We start from the raw sequence: 19,850 nt of genomic DNA on the forward strand, positions 1-19,850 counted from the left end.
ATCATTAACAATAGGTTAATAGATATCACCATTTTTTTTAACTGTGACCGTCATCGCGGCATGCTGATTGCATAAGAGATATCGTATACGAAATTATGGCAGTCGCGTTTTCACCCACTCCTTCCCAACCGTTAAGAGGTAGCCATGAAACGTCAGTCTCTCGCCGCAATCATTGCCAGCCTGCTCTGTGCCTTTACCATTGCCCAGGCCCAGGCCGATAAACTCGATGACATCATCAACTCCGGTAAGCTGCGCTGCGCCGTTACCCTGGATTTTCCGCCCATGGGATCCCGCGACGCCGGTAATAATCCGGTGGGCTTTGATGTGGATTACTGTAACGATTTGGCAAAAACCCTGGGCGTCACCGCCGAAGTGGTTGAAACGCCGTTCCCCGATCGTATCCCGGCGCTGATGTCCAACCGGGCCGACGTTATCGTCGCCTCCACATCCGATACGCTGGAGCGCGCCAAAACCATCGCCATGAGCATTCCCTATTTCGCCTTTCAGCAGGTGGTGCTGACCCGAGACGGTACCGGCATCAATACCTATAACGATATGAAAGGGCATCCGGTGGGCAATACCGCCGGTACCTTTGAAGGGCTGGCGCTGGAAGCGGATGTGAAAAAATGGGGCGGCGGCAGCTTTAGGGCCTACCAGACCGAGAACGACACCATTCTGGCGCTGAGCCAGGGGCATATCGACGGTACGGTGGTCACCTCCACCGTGGCCGCCGCGTCAATCAAAACCGGCAAATACAAAGGGCTGAAGGTGGTTGGCAATGCCCCCTATGTCATTGATTACGTCTCCCTGGGCGTGGCCCGCAATGAACTGGGCCTGCTGCATTACCTCAACCTGTTCGTTAACCATCAGGTGCGCTCCGGCCGCTACCAGGAGCTCTATGCCAAATGGGTGGGCGGCACGGCGCCTAATCTGACCGTTCCCGGCGTCTACTACTGATCCGCGAGGCAGGCATGATAACAACGATGACGGCACGGGGGCGCTTTCTGATTACCGGCAGCGCCCGGGGCGAAGTGTTATTCAGCCATACCGGCCTGAGCTTCTGGGGCGGCGTTGACGGCGCCAGCGGCGACATCATCGATCATCATCATCCGCTCCATGGCCGCTCCCTGGCGGGCAAAGCGCTGGCGATACCCAGCGGACGCGGGTCCTGCACCGGCAGCAGCGTGCTGCTGGAGCTTATCCTCAACGGCCACGGGCCGGCGGCGCTGCTGCTGTCGGAAGCGGATGATATCCTGGCGCTGGGGGTACTGGTGGCGCGCCAGCTGTTTGCCCGCGACCTGCCGGTTATCGCCCTTGATCAGGACACCTTCGGGAAACTAGCGGAGTGCCTGCGGGTGGACATCGGCGATGACCGGCTGCGGGCCTTCTGCCAGGACGGGCTGTGTTGCCTGGATGTTCCGCTGACCCGGCCCGAGACCGGACTGTTCGTCTTAAGCGGCGAAGATTGCGCCATGCTGGCGGGAGACCAGGGCGAATCGGTGCGGCAGGCTATGGAAATCGTGGTGTATATGGCGCGGCTGCAGCAGGCGGCGGGACTGATTTCCGTGAGCCAGGCGCATATCGACGGCTGTATCTATACCGGCAGCGCCAGCCTGGCCTTTGCCCGGCAATGGCTGGACTGGGGCGCCAGAGTGCGGGTGCCCACCACCCTTAACGCGGTGTCGGTGGATTGCCGCCGCTGGCGGGAGCTGGACATCGATCCTGCGGAAGGGGAGCCGGCAAGCCAACTGGCGCAAGCCTATCTGCAATTGGGGGCGACGGGCAGCTTTACCTGCGCCCCCTATCTGCTCTCCAGCGCGCCAAGGGCCGGCGAACATATCGCCTGGTCAGAGTCCAACGCCGTGGCCTTTGCCAACAGCGTGCTGGCGGCGCGAACCCAGAAATACCCTGATTTTCTCGATTTGTGCATCGCCCTTACAGGCCGGGCGCCTCTCTGCGGTCCGCATCTTGACGCGTCGCGCCGCGCCGAGGTGCAAATTGACGTTCCGCTGCCCGCGGAGGCGGACGATTCCCTCTATCCGCTGCTGGGGCATATGGCCGGGGAGCTGTCCCCCAACCATATCCCGGTGATCTGCGGCCTGGAACACAGCGGGATGAGCCGGGATGATTTGAAAGCCTTCAGCGCCGCCTTCGCCACCACCTCGGCGGCGCCGATGTTTCACATCGCCGGCGTTACGCCCGAAGCAACCGTTCCGGCGGACGCGCTGGGCGGCCGGCCCCCCCTGCGGCATTACCGCTTGACCCCGGCGGACCTGTTGTCGGCCTGGCAGGCGCTCAATACCGCCGTTGATAGCGGGGTACAGCTGGTGGCCTTGGGCAATCCCCATCTGTCCCTGACGGAATATGCCCGGCTGGCGCAGCTGTGCCGGGATGGGGAACGGCACCCGGATGTGGCGCTGGTGCTCACCAGCGGCCGGGAGGTGCATCGCCAGGCCGAACAGGCCGGCTATGTGGCGATCCTTGAGGCCTTCGGCGCCCGATGCATCAACGATACCTGCTGGTGCATGCTGCGCCGTCCGGTGGTGCCGGCGCATGCCGACACGTTAATGACCAACTCCGGCAAATATGCCCACTACGCCCCGGGGCTGGTGGATTGCCGCGTTCATTTTGCCTCGCTGGCGGACTGTATCGCGGCGGCCCGCCAAGGCTACGCCGACATTTCGCCGCCCCGCTGGCTGATGCCGCCCGCCGACGCTTTGGGCGGCACAGCCGACGACATGGTCCACGGCGCAGCCAATGGTACGGCCAAGGCTTCAACCGATGGCGCGATCACGGGTACAACGGGAGGCTCGCAAACGGATGTTTAGCTACAGTTTTCACTGGAACGCCGCGTTCCGCGCCTTGCCGGAGATGCTGGCGGGCAGTTGGATCACCTTTTACACCGCCGTGCTGTCCATGGTGCTGGGGGTGATCATCGCCCTGCTGCTGACCATGATGCGCGTCGGTCCCTGGCGTATTCTGCGGATGTTCGCCGAGACCTGGGTGTCGCTGGCCCGCAATACCCCCGCGCTGTTCCAGGTTTACATTCTGTACTTCGGCCTCGGCGCCTTTGGTTTTTATGTGAGTTCCTGGATTGCGCTGCTGCTGGGTATTACGTTCAACAACGCCGGTTATCTGGCGGAAAACTTTCGCGGCGGCCTGCGGGCGGTACCGGAAACCCAGATGCGGGCCGCGCGTTCCCTCGGCATGACGTCTTTCCAGGCCTGGCGGCTGATTGTGATGCCGCAGTTATTGCGGGTGGTGTTCTACCCGATGACCAACCAGATGGTGTGGGCGGTGCTGATGACTTCCCTGGGGGTAGTGGTGGGGCTGGACAACGATCTCACCGGCGTAACCCAGGCCTGGAACGTCAAGACCTACCGGACGTTTGAGTTTTTCGCCATTGCCGCCGCGCTCTACTACCTGATTGCCAAAGCCGTGATGCTGGTGGGCCGGCTGATGGCCTGGAGACTGTTCCGTTACTGAGGGCAACATTATGTTTAGCACCAGCCTTACCGGTACCGATTTGCTCTACCTGCTGCAAGGGGCGGGGGTAACCCTGGAACTGACGCTGTGCGCCATGCTGGCGGGCACCGTGGTCGGCGTGGTTATCGGCATTCTCTATACCCTGCTGCCCCGGCTCTCCATCCCGTTGGCCTGGTTTATGGATATTTTCCGCAGCGTGCCGCTACTGATCCAGTTCGTGCTGTTCAACGCCTTCAAAAGCATTATCGGCCTTAACTGGAGCGCCTTTGCCGTCGCCTGCGTGGTGCTGGGCATCTATACCGCCTCCTTTTGCGGGGAAATCGTCCGCGGCAGCGTGTTATCGGTACCGGATAATCTGCAACGGGCCGGGCGCTCCCTGGGCATGAGCCGGGGCCAGTCCCTGCGCCATATCGTGCTGCCGCTGGCGCTGCGGGTGGCTTTTCCCAGCTGGCTGAGCCTGTCGTTATCCGTGATGAAGGACACTGCGCTGGTGATGTGGATCGGCATCATCGAATTGCTGCGGGCCTCGCAAAACATTATTACCCGCATTCAGGAACCGCTGCTGGTGCTGTGCATCGCCGGGGCCATCTATTACCTGATGAGCCTGGTTATCGCGCGTATCGGCGTCCGGCTGGAAAAGAGGTGGCAGGAAAATGATTGAAATAAAAGAATTGCACAAGTCCTACGGCAACCTTGAAGTGGTGAAGGGTGTTGACCTGACGGTGAACAAAGGCGAAGTGCTGTCGATTATCGGCGGTTCCGGCTCGGGAAAATCTACCCTGCTGATGTGCATTAACGGTCTCGAACCCATTCAAAAAGGCCGGATACTGGTGGACGGCGTTGAGGTTCACGACCGCCGCACCGATTTGAACAAGCTCCGCTGCAAGATAGGTATCGTATTTCAGCAGTGGAACGCCTTTCCCCACTTGACGGTGCTGGAGAACGTTATGCTGGCGCCGCGAAAGGTGCTGGGAAAAAGCAAACAGGAAGCGGAAGAGATGGCGGTGCGCCAGCTGACGCACGTCGGCCTGGCGAACAAGCTGTCGGTTTATCCCAGCCGCCTTTCCGGCGGACAGCAGCAGCGCATGGCTATTGCCCGGGCGCTGGCGATGTCGCCGGATTATATGCTGTTCGACGAGGCCACATCCGCTCTCGATCCCCAACTGGTGGGGGAAGTCCTGGATACCATGCGGCTTCTGGCGGAAGAAGGCATGACCATGATCCTGGTAACCCATGAAATTCGCTTCGCCCGCGACGTCTCCGACCGGGTGGCGTTTTTCCATTACGGCCGGGTCCATGAAATCGGCACGCCGGATCAGGTTATAGGCCAGCCTCAGCGTCCTGAAACGGCGGAATTTCTAAAATCGGTGAGATAGGGGAGTCTATGCGTTCAGCCAAAATCATTCATGTCGTCAGCTGTCATGCGGAAGGGGAAGTGGGGGATGTGATCGTCGGCGGCGTGGCGCCGCCGCCGGGGGAGACCCTTTGGCAGCAGTCCCGCTGGATAGCCCGTGACGAAACCCTGCGCAATTTCGTCCTGAACGAGCCGCGCGGCGGGGTCTTCCGCCATGTCAACCTGCTGGTGCCGCCGAAAGATCCCAGGGCGCAGATGGCCTGGATTATTATGGAACCGGCGGATACGCCGCCCATGTCCGGATCGAATTCCCTGTGTGTCGCCACCGTATTGCTCGACAGCGGCATCCTGGAGATGCATGAACCGGAAACCCGGCTGGTGCTGGAAGCTCCCGGCGGTTTAATCGAGGTGCTGGCACACTGCCGCAACGGCAAGACCGAATCGGTAGAGGTGCGCAACGTGCCTTCGTTTGCGGACAAACTGGATGCCGCGCTGGAGGTTCCCGGCATCGGCACCTTGCAGGTGGATACCGCTTACGGCGGCGACAGCTTTGTGATTGTCGACGCCCAAAAGCTGGGATTCGCCCTGACCGCCGATGAAGCCGCCGATCTGGTGGCCACCGGCATAAAGATTACCCGTGCCGCTAATGAACAGCTGGGGTTTGTCCATCCGCTTAATCCGGACTGGGATCATATCTCCTTTTGCCAGTTAGCCTCGGCGGTTAAGCGCGATCAACAGGGGCTGAGCGCCACCAACGCGGTGGTGATTCGTCCGGGTAAAATCGACCGCTCCCCCTGTGGCACCGGCTGCTCGGCGCGCATGGCGGTCCTGCACGCCAAGGGCATGCTGCAGGTGAATGAGCCGTTTGTCAGCCATTCCATTATCGGTTCCACGTTTCACTGCCGCATTGACGGCCTGACCGACGTGGCCGGCAGAGCGGCCATTCTGCCACGCATTGCCGGCCGGGCGTGGATTACCGGCACCCACCAACTGCTGTTGGATCCGGCTGACCCCTGGCCGCAGGGCTATCGCCTGTCAGACACCTGGCCGGTGGGAATCACGAATTCTTAAAGGACACAGCGGGTGCTATCCGTTGAGTGTTTAACATTTATACCCGATAGATTTCGAGTCGCGGCCAACACCGCTGCGGCTCGAAATATAAAGGGTATAGTATACGAAATACCATTTGATCGAGAGGTGATATAGCATGGCGCAACAGGTTAGCTGGAGTGGGGTATTCCCTGCCGTTACCACCCAATTCAACGAAGATTTTTCCGTGAATCTGGAGGCCACCCATCAGGTGATCAATGGGCTTATCCGAGACGGGGTGTCCGGCCTGGTGATTTGCGGCACGGTGGGTGAGAACACGTCGCTGAGCATGGCGGAGAAGGTCAGCATCGTGGAAATGGCTAAAGACGCCGCCAAGGGACGGGTACCGGTGATTTCCGGCATCGCCGAGTTTACCAGCGCCAACGCCCTGACGATGGCCAAAGAGGTGCAGCGTATCGGCGCGGACGGCATTATGCTGATGCCGGCGCTGGTTTACTCGTCCAAGCCCTTTGAAACCGCGGCCCATTACCGCACCGTGGCCAGCGGTATTGATTTGCCGGTGATGGTGTATAACAATCCGCCGGTGTATAAAAACGACGTGACGCCGGATATTCTGATTTCCCTGGCGGATTGCGACAACATCGTTTGTTTTAAAGATTCCTCCGGCGATACACGCCGTTTTATCGACGTGCGCAATGAGGTGGGGGATCGGTTTATCCTGTTCGCCGGGCTGGACGATGTCGTGCTGGAGAGCATCGCCGTCGGGGCGGTGGGCTGGGTATCGGGGATGTCCAATGCGTTCCCGAAAGAGGGTGAAACCCTGTTCCGGCTGGCGAAAGCCGGGCGCTTTGCCGAAGCGATACCGTTATATGAGTGGTTTATGCCGCTGCTGCATTTGGATGCCCGGCCTGATTTGGTGCAGTGCATCAAGCTGTGCGAAGCCATCATGCAGCGGGGTTCGGCCCTGACCCGCCCGCCGCGGTTGGCGTTGCAGGATGAGGAGCAGCGATATATCGAAAAAATCATGCAGCACGCTCTGGCCCATCGCCCGCAGTTGCCGGATGTCGGTTTATAAGCAAACCGTCCGGTCCGGGTCTGTGCAACTCTGTCCGGGCCCTTTAAAACGCGCCGCGGCGTGATACTCTGCTCGGGCCTACCGGGTCTCTCTGTCGTGATTGGCTGCGGATTCACATGACCCCGGCGCCACTGTTGCAGTTGCGGGATAACGCCGGGGCCTTCTTTTAGTCCAGCAGCGCCAGCAAATCCCGATAAAGCGCATCCGGCAGGGTGATTCCTTGTGCCAGACTGCGCTGCCGGGCTTCATAGCGCCGCTGAGAAGGCAGGCGGCCGTTTTGCGCCATGGCGGCGAACAGCGGTTCGGCGCGGGCCAGGTGTTCCTCTGCCTGGGCGCCGAGAAAACGCCTGGGGTCGAGGATGATAATCAGCTCGCCGTGATAGGGCAGCGCGCCGGCGCCATTGTCCCAGGCACGGGATTCGGCGCTGGTGAAATCGCCGATCAGGGGGCCGGCAATCAGTTCGATCATGGCGGACAGCGCCGATCCTTTATGGCCGCCGAAGGTTAGCATGGCGCCGGCCAGGATGGCGGCGGCATCGGTGGTGGGTTGGCCCTTATCGTCAATGCCCCAGCCGGGGGGAACCGGTTTTCCTTCCCGACGGTGCAGCTCGATTTCACCCCGGGCGATGGCGCTGGTGGCGAAATCGAACACGAACGGCAACTGTCCGGTTCGGGGCCAGCCGAAAGCGAAAGGGTTGGTGCCGAACAGGGGTTTGCTGCCGCCCGCCGGCGCCACCCAGGCGTGGCTGGGGGTGCAGGCCAGCGCCACCATGCCGGCAGCGGTGATTTCCTCGATTTCCACCCAGAGGGCGGAAAAATGTACGCAGTGATTGATGGCAAAGGCCGCTAAGCCGTTTTGCCGGGCTTTTTCCAGCGCCGGAGACAGGCCGCGGCGAAAAGCCAGCGGGGAGAAGCCGCCTTTGGCATCCACCTTCAGCAGCGCGGGGGCGATGTCGTGGGTTTCCGGCTGTGCGTCCGCCACCGCTTTGCCGGCCTTGAGCGTGGCGATGCAGCCCAGCAGGCGGTATAAGCCATGGGAAGCGCATTCGTCCCGTTGGCCGGCCGCCATGGTGTCGGCGATGGCGTCCGCGTGGTCTTCACTGAAGCCATGATGGCGCAAGATAGTGTGCGCCAGGGCGCGTGTGTCGTCTAATGAGAGCTGTGCCATGAAAGTCCTCGATTTCCGGTCTGTTGAACGACTTTCCCATGATTGACCCCGCCATGCTTGTGAGTATTCATCATCAAGATTGTCGATTCCGGCATAATCGACGCTGATTACCAGCGGCGCGGTTTCCCTTTAACACGCTCGCTGCACGTCCGGTGATCGCGGGCCTACCGTGCCATGAGGTGCTCCGGCGGGCGGGAAAACCACGCCCGCTTCGAGCTCATTGGCGCGGTCTCCCTTTAACACGCTCGCTGCGCGATCGGCGATCGCGGGCCTACCGCGCTGTGGGGCGCTCCGGCGGGCGGGAAAACCACGCCCGCTTCGACCTCATTGGCGCGGTCTCCCTTTAACACGAACAGTTGCACGCTTCAGTGGTTGCGGGTCTCCCGCGCCCGCGTGTGGGCCTACACCATCCTGGCCAGCACCGATGCGCCAACCAGTCCGCCCTGGGTGAGGAATTTGCCGGGCGTCACCAGGGGCTGGTCGTAACGATGCAGTACCCCGGCGCGTGCCTGTTTATCCAGTGCGGCAATCAGCGGTGCGGAGGAGGCCAGGCCGCCGCCGGCGACGATTTTCGATGGTCCGAGAATATTCACCAGCAGCGCCAGCGGTTCGGCCACCAGCTGAAGCCAGGCGTTCACCGTCAGCGTGCTGTCCGGCTGTTGATTAAGCCAGCCATCGACGATCTCCATGCTGGAGCGGTCCCGCTGGTGGAAATGGCGGTGCAGCCGCTCCATGCCGCGGGCGCCGCCGAGGGTATCGAGACAGCCGATTTGTCCGCAGGGGCAAGGCAGACGGGGAATGAGATAGGTTTTGCCGTTAAGCGCCAGCTCAGTGCGGGTAATGGCGCCGTGGCCCCATTCACCGGTGACGCCGCCGTGGCCGCGCACCAGTTGGCCGTTGATCACCAGTCCACCGCCGACGCCGGTGCCGAGGATTATCCCCGCCACTACCGTACAACCTTGTGCTTCACCGGCATGGGCTTCGGCCAGGACAAAACAGTCCGCATCGTTGGCGGCGCTGACCGGACGGTTTAAGGCCGCGCTGAGTGCCGCCGCCAGTGGCCGGCCGGTAAATGCCGGGATGTTTACCGACAGCAGTTCGCCGGTTTGCGATGAAATCAATCCGGCGGTGGACAGCGCCAGCGGGGTGTGCGGCGGTAAACCCGCGCCATAGTGTGTTATCAGGGATTGCATGGTCGTGACCACATCGGCCCATGATGCGGTGGGGGTGGGTACTTTTGTGGTTTCCTCGACGTCGCCGACGCGGCGGGAGACGCCGAATTTGATAAAGGAACCGCCGATATCGGCGCAAAAAACCGCTGAATCCTCGGCGATGATGGCAGATGAGCTCATAAGCCTGTTTCCGGTAAGTCCTGGACCGTTTCTAAATAATCCGCCATCGGCCAAAAGAAGCGTTGTTGCCGTGGGAGGGATCGGAGAAAAGCAACCGTATGCTGACCTGATTAGCTGCCACGCATTATGTCACACCATTGATATTGCCTACTACCCTCATTAATCCAGAAGCATTTATCTTATCTACTTAGATCCAATGTCGCTGATAATTAGATAAAAGAGCAGCCGCGTTGCATTAGATTGCGAAACTCCCCGAAATTTTTTTACGTGCCCGCCATGGTACGAACGGTATTTATATTCGGTATATAGGGGCGACGCTACATTGCGTTGATGAACACGTTCCCCACACCTCATGATTCTTTATTCAGAAAATTTTTCAGCGATGCCAGCGTCGTCGAGGATTTTCTGCAAATACATTTGCCGTCGGCGCTGCGGGAAATGTGCGACCTCGGCACGCTGGCGGTCACCTCCGGCTCCTTTGTCGAGGATGACATGCGCGCCCAGTACTCGGATATGCTTTACATGTTGCAGACCTCGGAAGGAGTAGGGTATGTCTACTGCCTCATCGAGCATCAGTCCAGCGCGGACGAGATGATGGCATTTCGCCTGCTGCGCTACAGCATAGCGGCCATGCACCGCCATCTTGAGCAGGGCCACAAAAAACTGCCGCTGGTCATACCCTTGCTGTTTTATCACGGACGCCAAAGCCCCTATCCGCACAGCCTTCGCTGGCTGGACTGTTTCCACAATCCGGCATTGGCGCAGGCGCTGTACGTTGAGGCGTTTCCCCTGGTGGATGTTACTGTGATTCCTGACGATGAAATCAAAACCCATCGGAAGGTTGCCTTGCTGGAGTATGTGCAAAAGCATATCCGGGCGAGGGATATCAATACCCGATATGTGGATATCGTCTTTTTGATCAAGCTGGCGCAGCCCAGTAAAGATCAGGTTAAATCGCTGCTTAACTATCTGGCGAAAGAGGCAGATCCCCTTGACTTGAAAGCCTTTATACGTATTCTTATCGAAAATACACCACGGTACAGGGAAGAAATGATGACTGTTGCGGAACAACTAAAACAGATTGGACGCGAGATTGGACTGCAACAAGGGCTACGATTAGGACATAATGAAGGTCGCATTGAAGGTCGTAACGAACAGGCAAGAAAAATTGCTCTTAACATGCTGGCTTTAGGTATGGATCGCGTTACGATTGAGCGCGTTACTGGTTTTAGCAGGCAAGATCTTGCTGACCTGGCGGATTTTGATTTACCTGCCGGTCACTGAGCCGGGGTCTTGGTTAAGACGGTCAACATGTTCAACGTGGGGGCGATTGAGATGCGCCCGGTTTATGCGTTAACTCAGGTACGATCGGCATTGGGTGTTAGTCTATTTCGATTTGTTTAACCTGCAGTTGGTCGCCGCTTTCCACCCGCAGGGCATGGCTGCCGCACCGGGGGCAACCGCTGTCATAACCTTGGACGGATACCCGCGTGCCGCACTGCCAACACCAGGCTTGTGCCGGGGCATAGCTCACGTGCAGCCGGCAACCTTCCGCCGGGGTATGGCGGCAGGCGGAGTCAAAGCAAAAACGCAATGCCTCTTCTTCAATACAGGAAAGGGCGCCGATTTCCAGCCATACGCCGGTTATCCGGTTGCCGCCATGACGCCGTGCTTGATCTTCAATCAGCTCCAGCGCGCTCAGGCAAAGAGATATCTCATGCATCGCGCTGTCCCAAAACGTGGGTGAATAAGCCGCGCAGGCGCGCATCGGCCGGGACGTCGGCATTTTTTACCGGCAGCGCCAGCACCATGCGCACGCACTGCTGTGCCAGCATGACGGCCGGTTCGGCGGCCAGAGCCGCCGGCAGCGGAGACATCAGCGAACAGCTGAGATACTGACCGCCACCGTCGCTTTCGCCCAGCGAATCACCGTCGCTTTCGCCCAGCGAATCACCGTCGCTTTCGCCCAGCGAACTACCGTCGATGTCGCCCAGCGGTTGACCGTCGATTTCTCCCAGGGTAAAGGTGATATTGCCGCAGGGCAGGGCCAATGCCAGACGCGAGCCCTCCGGACGGCGGGGCCATAGCTGTCCTGGCCCGGGGAGCACCAGGAGGCTCAGCATCCAGGGTGTCAGCAGGGCGCCGATCCATTGCTGTTCATACCGTTGAAACCCGCAGGCGCGGACAGGGATTTGCGGGCGATAAAACGGCAGGGTGCGCATTTCACCCGCGGCAATGCGGCTGAACAGGCGCTCCAGCAGCGGCTGCGGATTTTGCTCAAACCCAGGAATATATTCAAGCATGCCGGTTGTTCCTCGATCTCGCGTTATATTCGGACATACCGGTTCTCCTTCAATTATCATGGGGCCAAGCACGCCGGTTTACTCTCGTTATCATCACTCATTCCGTTGTCCCGGCTCCGCTTTATGACAGCTGTAATGGGGTAATAATATCCGCCGGTCGTTTCACCGCCATGGCGGCATATTATCGCCGGCCGGTCCGTTGGCGGTTTGCTGTCCGGCGTCGCGGGGTACCGCGTTCACCCCCGCCTGGGCCAGCAGCGCCAGGACATGGTTCAGCGCCGGTTCAATGGCGGCGCTTACCGTCGGCGTCAGGCCGATGCCCGGCGCCAGCGACTCGGGTTCTATGCCTACCAGCGTAAGCCGGCGCGGGAACTCATCCGTCAGGCGCAAAGCCATCAAGACATCTGACAACCCCAGTTGATGGGGAGAAATTTTGCGGCTGAACAGCGCAGGCACTTCCGCGTCCCGTAGTACCGTCACGCTGCCCGGCGGGGCGCCGGTCAGTACCGCGTCGGCGACAATCAGACTATCGCGGCCGGACATGATCTCCATCAGCGCCATGCCGGAGGTGCCGCCGTCCAGTATCTCCACCGGCGGCGACAGGATAAAACGCCGCTCCAGCGCCTCCACTACCCGTACGCCGACGCCTTCGTCCCCCAGCAGCAGATTGCCGATACCCAGAATCAGGATATTCATCACGCCGTCCGCACGGCGGTGACTTCCGCTCCGGTCGCATCCACGATATGCACCGCGCAGGCCATGCAGGGATCGAAAGAGTGTATGGTGCGCACCACTTCCAGCGGTTTGGCCGGGTCCGCCACCGGGGTTCCAATCAGCGAGCGCTCGTAAGGGCCGGGCTCGTCCTGGTTGCTGCGCGGGCTGGCGTTCCAGGTAGAAGGGACCACCGCCTGGTAGTTGGCGATTTTACCCTCCTTGATCACCACCCAGTGGGAAAGCATGCCGCGCGGCGCTTCCACAAAACCCACCCCGCGAATCTCGCCGCTTTGGGGAATATCATGCTGGATAAAGGTCTCATGGTCGCCGTTGCCGATATTGGTCACCAGCGCCTGCCATTGCTGCGCCAGGGTTTCCCTCAGCACGCAGCAGTGCACGGCGCGGCCGACGATGCGGCCGGCTGTGGACGGTAATTGATCGGGACCCAGCTCCAGGCCGCTGAGCCGCCGCAAGTCGGCGCCGATAAACGCCAGGTGCCTCTCGGTGGGTTCATGGCCGGCCGCCAGGCTGCACATCAGCCATGCCAGGGGACCCATTTCCACGGTTTTGCCATAAAAAGTGGGTGCCTTGACCCAGGAGTATTTGCCGTCGTCCTGCCAGCCGGTATAGTGGGGCCGGGTTAACCCCTCCCACGGCGCCAGCGGCTGGTCGTCCTGATACCAGGCATGCCGGGCGCTCTCCTCAATGCCTTTCATCAAATAAGGATCCCGGTGGCTGGCGATCGGGCGGAACGCGCCGTTCTCCAGGTAGCCCCCCGGCAGCAGGAATGTCTCCCCGCCGCCGTCAACCGGCAGTTCCGGGGCGCACAGGTAGTTGTCGGCGCCCTTGCCCAGGCTCAGCCACTGCGGATAATGGGCCAGGATCACCGCCGTATCCACCCGGTACACCTGCTCGATAAAGTCCCCCAGCCGGTCGATAAAGGTCTTGAGGTACATCAGGCGTTCCATGTTCAGCACGTTCGGCGCATCCAGGTTGATGGGATTGGCCACGCCGCCCACTGCCAGGTTCTGGATATGCGGCGTTTTACCTCCCAGCATCGCGACGATGCGGGTGGCGTCGCGCTGGCACTCCAATGCCTGCAGATAGTGCGCCACCGCGATGAGGTTCACCTCCGGCGGCAGCGCCATGGCCGGGTGGCCGCCGTAGCCGTTGGCGAAAATGCCCAGTTGGCCGCTGGCCGCCAAATCACGGATTTTCCCCTGTACGCGGGCGAACTCCGCCGCGCTGTTCAGCGGCCAGTCCGACAGCCCCCGCAACAGGTCTTCTGCTTTTTGCGGGTCGGCCTTCAAGGCTGAAACGATATCCACCCAGTCCAGGGCCGACAGTTGATAAAAATGCACGATATGGTCGTGCAGGGTATGGGCCGCCAGAATGATATTGCGGATGTATTGCGCATTCACCGGCACCGCCATGCCGAGGGCGTTTTCCACCGCCCGTACCGAGGCGATGGCATGTATGGTGGTGCAGACGCCGCAGATGCGCTGCACGATTATCCAGGCATCGCGGGGGTCCTTGCCCTGCAGGATTTGCTCCATGCCGCGCCACATGGTGCCGGAAGACCAGGCCTTAACCACCTTGCCTTGTTCGATTTCGCAGTCGATGCGCAAATGCCCTTCGATGCGGGTGACGGGATCAATGGTGATGCGCTGACTCATGATCAACCTCTGTCTGGTGATGATTATGTACCACAATATGGGCCGGCAGCACCGGCAATAGCCGAATCAATAAAATGTAGGCACACACCTCCATGGCCAGGAATCCGACGCTTATCAGGATTTCGCTGGCGGTGGGGAAATAGTGGTAACCGTTGCCGGGATCGAATGCCAGCAGCGAGTAGTCCATGCGCCATAGCACCGCGCCGAGGATCATGCACAGCGCGCCGGTGAACAGCAGCCGTGCGTCGTGGCGGCTGACTTTCAGGTTAAAAATGATAAGAGGCAGCAACATCAACAGGATCTCGCACCAAAAGGAGAGGGCGTAGCGATCCAGATGCCAGAGATAGGCGGTTTTATGCCGGAACAGCAGTTCGCCGAACCTCAGCGCAATGAACAGGATAAGGAAAATATTGATAATCCGCGTCAGCCGGTAAAACAGCGAGGTCTCGCTGCCGCCGGCGCCCCGCAGGCCGGCCTGCACCAGGGAGCCTTCGAACACCACCATGGAAAAGCCCATGATAAAGGCGGTAAGCAGGGAGAACAGCGGCAACATTTCATAGCTTTGCCACAGCGGATGCACCTTGTTGCCGGCGACGATCATCAGCGACCCCATGGAGGATTGGTGCATCATGGGCAGCAGCGCTCCCAGGCCGATGATAAAAAACATGATGCTGTTCAGCCGCTTGAGAGACACATGCCAGCCCAGGCGTTCCAGCGTCGCCGGCGCGAATTCCAGCGTCATGACGCCGATATAGACAGTCATGCAGACGGCGGTTTCAAACAGCACCGAGGAGGTGTTGAACTGCCCCGGCAACAGGATATAGGGCAGGTTCCAGTATCGGCCGAGATCGATGGTGATGGACAGCCCCCCCAAGGCGTAACCGAACAGGCTGGCCAGCAGCGCGGGCCGTACCAGGGGATGATACTCGCCGCGGTTAAAGACATAGACCGTCCAGGCCAGCGCCCAACCGCCGCAGGCCAGGCCGGTACCCACCAGCAGATCGAAGGCAATCCACAGGCCCCAGGGATAACCGCCGTTCAAATCGCTCACCGCACCGATTCCCATGAAAAGGCGTTTGACGATCATCAGGCCGCACAGCGCTACAAAGGGCGCCAGCAGCAGCACCGGCCAGGTCAGTAGCCGGCCTCCCAGCGGTTTTGCCTCATGCGTCGTTTTGATGGTCATTCTCCTTGTCCGGCGGGTCTTTTTTCATGTTGCGGTGTACCAGGGTGGTGATCCCCGCCAGCAGCGCCAGCGGGATCACCATGCCCTGATACAGGGTATGCTGCAGATGCTCGGAGCGTTCGCCGGTGGACAGGGGCGCCAGGGGCGGCAGATCCAGTCCGGCGAAGGGCACGCCCGCCAGCACCAGCACCTGGGTTCCGCCGCCCTCTGTCTCGCCGTAAATATGTGGGTTATAGCGGGCCGCCTGACGTTCATAGGTATCATTGTCCGATAGCCGCTGCCGGGGATAGCGGTAGGTATCGCCGGCTTTCATTCCCAGGCGCCGTTTCGCTTCCGCCAGTAAATCCTGCCGCGTGCCGAAAATTACCGCGCCGGTGGGGCACACCTCCACGCAGCCGGGCAATTCGCCGCGATCCAGCCGCCCCAGGCCAGGCTGGTTGCACAGCTCACATTTATGGATCTTGCCCACCGGACTGTCGTAATCATATTTGGGTACGTCGAACGGACAGGCCACCATGCAATAACGGCAGCCGATGCACACCGACGGGTCATAATGCACCACGCCGGTGACCGGATGTTTTTTCAGCGCGGTGACCGGACACACGGAAACACAGTTCGGATCAACGCAATGCATACACTGTTTTTTGATGTAGGCGTAGCCGTTTTCCGTCTGGTCTTTGTGTTGGCCGCTGCCGCTGCTCCACACCTGAATAATGTTGTTGGTGTAGGGACTGAGCTTATCGTTATTCGACCAGTTGGCCTCGCCGCCGGCATAGGGTCCGCCGTGGGGACGCCCATCGCTGTGATTTACCTGCTGGCACTTGCTGACGCAGGCCTGGCACCCGATACACAGAGTTGAATCGTACAGCATGCCCAAGGCACCTGGGATCGGCGCTTTGTTTTGCGCCGCTCCCCGGCCGGTTGCCGGGATGGCGGCCATCAGGACTCCCCCTGAGGCCAGTTTGAAGAAGTGACGTCTGTTCACGGCTTATTTCCCCCGCGGCGTACGGTCGTCATCTTCGCGATGCTGTTTCTGCTGTCGCCCCAGCTCCCGCACCGTCATCAGGCTGACTCCCGCCACCACTCCCACCACGCCGCCAATCAGTCCCATGGCGGTGAGGGAAATCTTTCCGCCTTCGGTTTTGTGTACCGCGGGCTTATCCACCCGCGGGGTGGGATTGGCGACATCGGCCAATTGGGAAATGCCCTTGGTGAAGCCTACCCCCTTCTCGTTGCAGCCGTAGCAGGGATGGCCGATGCCCACCGGCCAAATCCCTCCCCCCACATCGCAAAATTGCAGGGTGGAACAGTTGCCGTAGGTTTCCGGGCCTTTGCAGCCGAGGTGGTAGAGACACCAGCCCTGCCGGTGGCCGTCGTCGCCGAACCGCCGGGCAAAGCGGCCGGCGTCGAAATGAGGGCGGCGCTCGCAGTTTTCATGGATCAGCCGGCTGTAGGCAAAGGCGGGGCGATTAAGATTATCCAGTGCCGGCGGACGCTGCCAAGTAATGATATGGGCTACCGTAGCCAGGAAATTGTGGGGATTGGGCGGACAACCCGGAATATTGATCACCGTTTTTCCGGGCAGAGCCTCCTGCAGGCTGGCGGCGCCGGTGGGATTGTCGCCGGAGGATGGCACGCCGCCCCAGGCGGAGCAAGAGCCGATGGCAATAATCGCCGCCGCGTTTGCCGCCGCGGCGCGGATGTGTTCCACCACCGGTTTACCGGCCACCATGCAGTAAATCCCGCCGTCCTTGAGGGGGATGGAACCATCCACCACCAGGATATATTTTCCCCGGTATTGCTCCATCACCTGGTTTTTGTTCTGCTCGGCCTGTTCGCCGAAGGCGGAAGACAGTACCTCGTGATAATCCATCGAGATAACGTTCAGCAAGAGATTTTCCAGGGTCGGGTGCGTTGCGGCCAGCAGCGCCTCCGTACAGCCGGTACACTCCTGGGCGCCGATCCAGATAACCGGCGGCCGGCGGGGGGAGCTTACCGAGAGGGCCATTTCGGCGGCGGCCTTGGTGCTGAGCCCCATGGTGGCGGCCAGAGCCCCACAGAGTTTCATAAAATCACGGCGGTTGATACTCTTTTGGGAAAGCAGCTGATTTTCCCCGGCCATGTTTATCATCCTTATTGTTCTAGTTTTTCCGCGCCTGTGGCGATGGCTTTATGAGCGAGCTGCCAATTTAATACCCGGGAATCCTTCACACGTTAATCTGCATCAAATAAAATGAGGTTTTCCTATATTAATTTCATTTAATCTAGCGGGTGACAAAGGAAATGATTTTTGTTGAGTGATAAAAGCAATTTTAAAATATTTTCTGAGTGCTAAATCGTGCCAGCTAATTTTTAATGCCATTTATTTAAGAGAACCTAGACTGAGGTCATAGCTGCGTCGGAAAAGCCGCTTAAGAGGCTTATTAACTTAAAAAACAACAAGATACTATTAATATGAGAGTTTTGTCATCTGCAACTCAAATTATTTAGGATAAAGCGCCTGGGAATAGCCTATCGCGCTCCATTAATGCATGGCCTTTGAATGAACAAAAGATCGGGAAATGGCATTTTATCGCTCATTATTCAGCGGAAAGGATGGGTGGATTTCTTAATTGAATAAGTCCGGACGATGGGCAGACCCTCAATTAACGCTATTCGATCTCTATGATACGGAATAATTTACTTTAGTGATAATTTGCCTGCGGACGGCTACACCCGAGTCGTTTATGACCGTTTTCGGCAAAATGTTACAACATGTTCCTGCCAGGGGCTCAATAATATATTTCGGTTTTTTAGTCCATGACAATGGCTTACCATAACAGCCACTTCAACTTGCCTGGTCTATGGATACCCGATGCGTTACCTGGCTGCATTAGTGCCTTTGTTCGCTTTACTCTCCGCCTGTAGCAGTAAACCGGTGCCCCCCGCCGAAGCGCCGTTGGGCGCCGTTTCGCCGGGCGGTTTTCTGCTCCAGCCCGATCACAGCGGCCTGCTTGCAAACGGCGATTTCGCAGCCGACCCGGCGGTGGACCGCTTTGTGGATAAAATGGTGGCCGAACACGGCTTCGAAAGGCAACAGCTCCATGACGTTTTGGCTCAGACCAAACGATTGGACTGGGTGCTTCGGCTGATGGATCAACAGGCGCCGTCAGGGCCGCCGTCAACGGTTCCCAATGGCGCCTGGCTCCGTTATCGCGGTAAGTTCATTACTCCCGACAATGTGCAAAACGGCGTGGCTTTCTGGAATCAGTATGAAGATGCCCTGCAGCGGGCCTACCAGATTTACGGCGTACCGCCGGAGATCATTGTCGGCATTATCGGGGTGGAAACCCGCTGGGGCAGGGTGATGGGCAAAACACGCACCATCGATGCCCTGGCCACGCTGGCTTTCGCCTATCCGCGGCGCGCCGATTATTTTGCCGGTGAACTTGAAACTTTCCTCCTGATGGCGCGCAGCGAAGGGGATGACCCGCTCTCGCTGCGCGGCTCCTATGCCGGCGCCATGGGCTATGGTCAGTTTATGCCGTCCTCCTTTAAGAGTTATGCAGTGGATTTCAACGGCGACGGACATGTCAACCTGTGGGATCCGGTGGATGCCATCGGCAGCGTGGCCAATTACTTCCAGGCCCATGGCTGGGCGCGCGGCGGCGCGGTAGCGATACCGGCCATTGGCCAGGCCCCGGGATATGGTCAGGGTTACGATACCCGCTACTCTGTCTCCACCCTTGCGGCGGCGGGGCTGAGTCCGCAGGGTTCGCTGCAGGGCTATCAGGAAGCCAGCCTGCTGCGCCTTGATCTGGGCAACCGCTACCAATATTGGTACGGACTGCCGAATTTCTATGCCATTACCCGTTATAACCACAGCACCCATTATGCCATGGCGGTATGGCAACTGGGCGAGGCGGTAAACCAGGCGCGCCAGGGCAATATGCTGGCGTCGAACTGATCGCCTTAGCGGAAAAACCGGGGCGGATTGCCCTGGTTTTTTTATCGCTTAGGACAGGGTGATGTAGAGCAGTTTTACAAGGACGCGCCGGGGGAAAAGCTGAAAGTGATATTAAAGGATATATGCTGGAAGGATATTATTGTTAATGCAGCGACTCTCCGTTTAAATTAAAATTCACAGAGAAGCTTGAAATTACAGCTTAATAGGTAAAGTATGCAGCGAGCAGCCGGTTATTTAGGATATATCCTAAATCCTCTTATTTTATTATTTATAAATAAAGGGCAAAAAAAAAGACCCTGCCTTTTAAAGCATAAGCCCCATCACCAGCTGAACAGGGCTACGGCCTTGCGGCCTTAGCCCCACTATTCAATTATTTCTTTCTTTTATCAGAGGCTTGAGTTGCTTCTGCTGCTGCTTTTTCGTTAGCGGCCGGTTTTTGATTCTTCTGCTGATCGTTACCCTTAGCAGAACCTGATTTAGCATTTTTGTCATTCTTGGACATTCTATATACCTTGCATAGTAAGGTCGTTCCGACATTGG

19 protein-coding genes are annotated in these 19,850 nt (G+C 59.0%); 9 read left to right on the plus strand and 10 right to left on the minus strand.

Going from position 1 to position 19,850, the window contains the following annotated elements; translation table 11 throughout:
• The first annotated feature begins 144 nt into the window (after positions 1–144).
• The 7 genes from ACL2XO_RS13345 to ACL2XO_RS13375 all read left to right on the plus strand — a co-directional run bounded on the left by ACL2XO_RS13345 (position 145) and on the right by ACL2XO_RS13375 (position 6,965).
• Positions 145–957 carry a transporter substrate-binding domain-containing protein gene (locus tag ACL2XO_RS13345; RefSeq protein ID WP_132921877.1) on the plus strand — a complete coding sequence of 271 codons (813 nt, stop codon included), beginning with the start codon at positions 145–147 and terminating at the stop codon, positions 955–957.
• Positions 958–971: 14 nt separating this feature from the next.
• The gene (locus tag ACL2XO_RS13350; protein ID WP_413742927.1) at positions 972–2,828 is read left to right on the plus strand and encodes an aconitase X; all 1,857 of its coding nucleotides are present in this window, start codon (positions 972–974) and stop codon (positions 2,826–2,828) included.
• Positions 2,821–3,486 (plus strand): amino acid ABC transporter permease, encoded by a 666-nt coding sequence (locus ACL2XO_RS13355; RefSeq protein WP_413724263.1) that lies wholly within the window; start codon positions 2,821–2,823, stop codon positions 3,484–3,486. The genes ACL2XO_RS13350 and ACL2XO_RS13355 overlap by 8 nt, the downstream gene beginning before the upstream one ends.
• 10 nt (positions 3,487–3,496) lie before the next feature.
• Positions 3,497–4,147 carry an amino acid ABC transporter permease gene (locus ACL2XO_RS13360; RefSeq protein WP_132921874.1) on the plus strand — a complete coding sequence of 217 codons (651 nt, stop codon included), beginning with the start codon at positions 3,497–3,499 and terminating at the stop codon, positions 4,145–4,147.
• The gene (locus ACL2XO_RS13365) at positions 4,140–4,862 is read left to right on the plus strand and encodes an amino acid ABC transporter ATP-binding protein (RefSeq protein ID WP_132921873.1); all 723 of its coding nucleotides are present in this window, start codon (positions 4,140–4,142) and stop codon (positions 4,860–4,862) included. The genes ACL2XO_RS13360 and ACL2XO_RS13365 overlap by 8 nt, the downstream gene beginning before the upstream one ends.
• Before the next feature lie 8 nt (positions 4,863–4,870).
• The gene (locus ACL2XO_RS13370) at positions 4,871–5,911 is read left to right on the plus strand and encodes a trans-3-hydroxy-L-proline dehydratase (RefSeq protein ID WP_413724264.1); all 1,041 of its coding nucleotides are present in this window, start codon (positions 4,871–4,873) and stop codon (positions 5,909–5,911) included.
• 136 nt (positions 5,912–6,047) lie between these two features.
• A complete protein-coding gene (locus tag ACL2XO_RS13375; RefSeq protein ID WP_132921871.1) occupies positions 6,048–6,965 on the plus strand; it encodes a dihydrodipicolinate synthase family protein in 918 nt (305 codons plus the stop codon).
• Between the two features lie 166 nt (positions 6,966–7,131).
• Here ACL2XO_RS13375 and ACL2XO_RS13380 read toward each other — a convergent pair whose 3' ends face one another.
• Together ACL2XO_RS13380 and ACL2XO_RS13385 are read right to left on the minus strand one after the other, a co-directional pair.
• Positions 7,132–8,133, minus strand: a complete 1,002-nt coding sequence (locus ACL2XO_RS13380) for an Ldh family oxidoreductase (protein WP_413742928.1) — start codon at positions 8,131–8,133, stop codon at positions 7,132–7,134.
• 401 nt (positions 8,134–8,534) lie between these two features.
• Positions 8,535–9,485 carry an ROK family protein gene (locus tag ACL2XO_RS13385; RefSeq protein WP_413742929.1) on the minus strand — a complete coding sequence of 317 codons (951 nt, stop codon included), beginning with the start codon at positions 9,483–9,485 and terminating at the stop codon, positions 8,535–8,537.
• Positions 9,486–9,815: 330 nt separating this feature from the next.
• Between ACL2XO_RS13385 and ACL2XO_RS13390 the strand changes: the two genes are divergently transcribed.
• Positions 9,816–10,769 carry an Rpn family recombination-promoting nuclease/putative transposase gene (locus ACL2XO_RS13390; RefSeq protein ID WP_413742930.1) on the plus strand — a complete coding sequence of 318 codons (954 nt, stop codon included), beginning with the start codon at positions 9,816–9,818 and terminating at the stop codon, positions 10,767–10,769.
• A 97-nt stretch (positions 10,770–10,866) separates the two neighbouring features.
• On the opposite strand, the gene hypA is transcribed toward ACL2XO_RS13390, so the two are convergent.
• The 7 genes from hypA to hybO form a co-directional block, all read right to left on the minus strand.
• A complete protein-coding gene (gene hypA, locus ACL2XO_RS13395; RefSeq protein ID WP_413742931.1) occupies positions 10,867–11,208 on the minus strand; it encodes a hydrogenase maturation nickel metallochaperone HypA in 342 nt (113 codons plus the stop codon).
• Positions 11,201–11,788 (minus strand): [NiFe]-hydrogenase assembly chaperone HybE, encoded by a 588-nt coding sequence (gene hybE, locus ACL2XO_RS13400; protein WP_413742932.1) that lies wholly within the window; start codon positions 11,786–11,788, stop codon positions 11,201–11,203. Before hybE ends, hypA begins: the two co-directional genes overlap by 8 nt.
• A 162-nt stretch (positions 11,789–11,950) precedes the next feature.
• Positions 11,951–12,484, minus strand: coding sequence for a HyaD/HybD family hydrogenase maturation endopeptidase (locus ACL2XO_RS13405; RefSeq protein ID WP_413742933.1), 534 nt, complete (start codon positions 12,482–12,484; stop codon positions 11,951–11,953).
• On the minus strand, positions 12,484–14,178 hold the full coding sequence (gene hybC / locus ACL2XO_RS13410; RefSeq protein WP_413724271.1) for a hydrogenase 2 large subunit: 1,695 nt from the start codon (positions 14,176–14,178) through the stop codon (positions 12,484–12,486). The genes ACL2XO_RS13405 and hybC overlap by 1 nt, the downstream gene beginning before the upstream one ends.
• Positions 14,156–15,364 carry a Ni/Fe-hydrogenase cytochrome b subunit gene (gene hybB / locus ACL2XO_RS13415; RefSeq protein WP_132921863.1) on the minus strand — a complete coding sequence of 403 codons (1,209 nt, stop codon included), beginning with the start codon at positions 15,362–15,364 and terminating at the stop codon, positions 14,156–14,158. The genes hybC and hybB overlap by 23 nt, the downstream gene beginning before the upstream one ends.
• The gene (gene hybA, locus ACL2XO_RS13420) at positions 15,342–16,349 is read right to left on the minus strand and encodes a hydrogenase 2 operon protein HybA (protein ID WP_413742934.1); all 1,008 of its coding nucleotides are present in this window, start codon (positions 16,347–16,349) and stop codon (positions 15,342–15,344) included. Before hybA ends, hybB begins: the two co-directional genes overlap by 23 nt.
• 3 nt (positions 16,350–16,352) lie before the next feature.
• Positions 16,353–17,486 (minus strand): hydrogenase 2 small subunit, encoded by a 1,134-nt coding sequence (hybO, locus tag ACL2XO_RS13425; RefSeq protein WP_413724274.1) that lies wholly within the window; start codon positions 17,484–17,486, stop codon positions 16,353–16,355.
• Between the two features lie 732 nt (positions 17,487–18,218).
• On the opposite strand from hybO, the gene mltB reads away from it, so the two are divergent.
• Positions 18,219–19,310: a lytic murein transglycosylase B gene (mltB, locus tag ACL2XO_RS13430; protein WP_413724275.1), complete on the plus strand. Its 1,092-nt coding sequence runs from the start codon at positions 18,219–18,221 to the stop codon at positions 19,308–19,310.
• A 370-nt stretch (positions 19,311–19,680) separates the two neighbouring features.
• On the opposite strand, the gene ACL2XO_RS13435 is transcribed toward mltB, so the two are convergent.
• Positions 19,681–19,812, minus strand: a complete 132-nt coding sequence (locus tag ACL2XO_RS13435; RefSeq protein WP_279433132.1) for a hypothetical protein — start codon at positions 19,810–19,812, stop codon at positions 19,681–19,683.
• Positions 19,813–19,850: the final 38 nt, after the last annotated feature.

The organism is Sodalis sp. RH15 (genome assembly GCF_047324255.1).
Classification (GTDB): domain Bacteria; phylum Pseudomonadota; class Gammaproteobacteria; order Enterobacterales; family Enterobacteriaceae; genus Acerihabitans; species Acerihabitans ligni.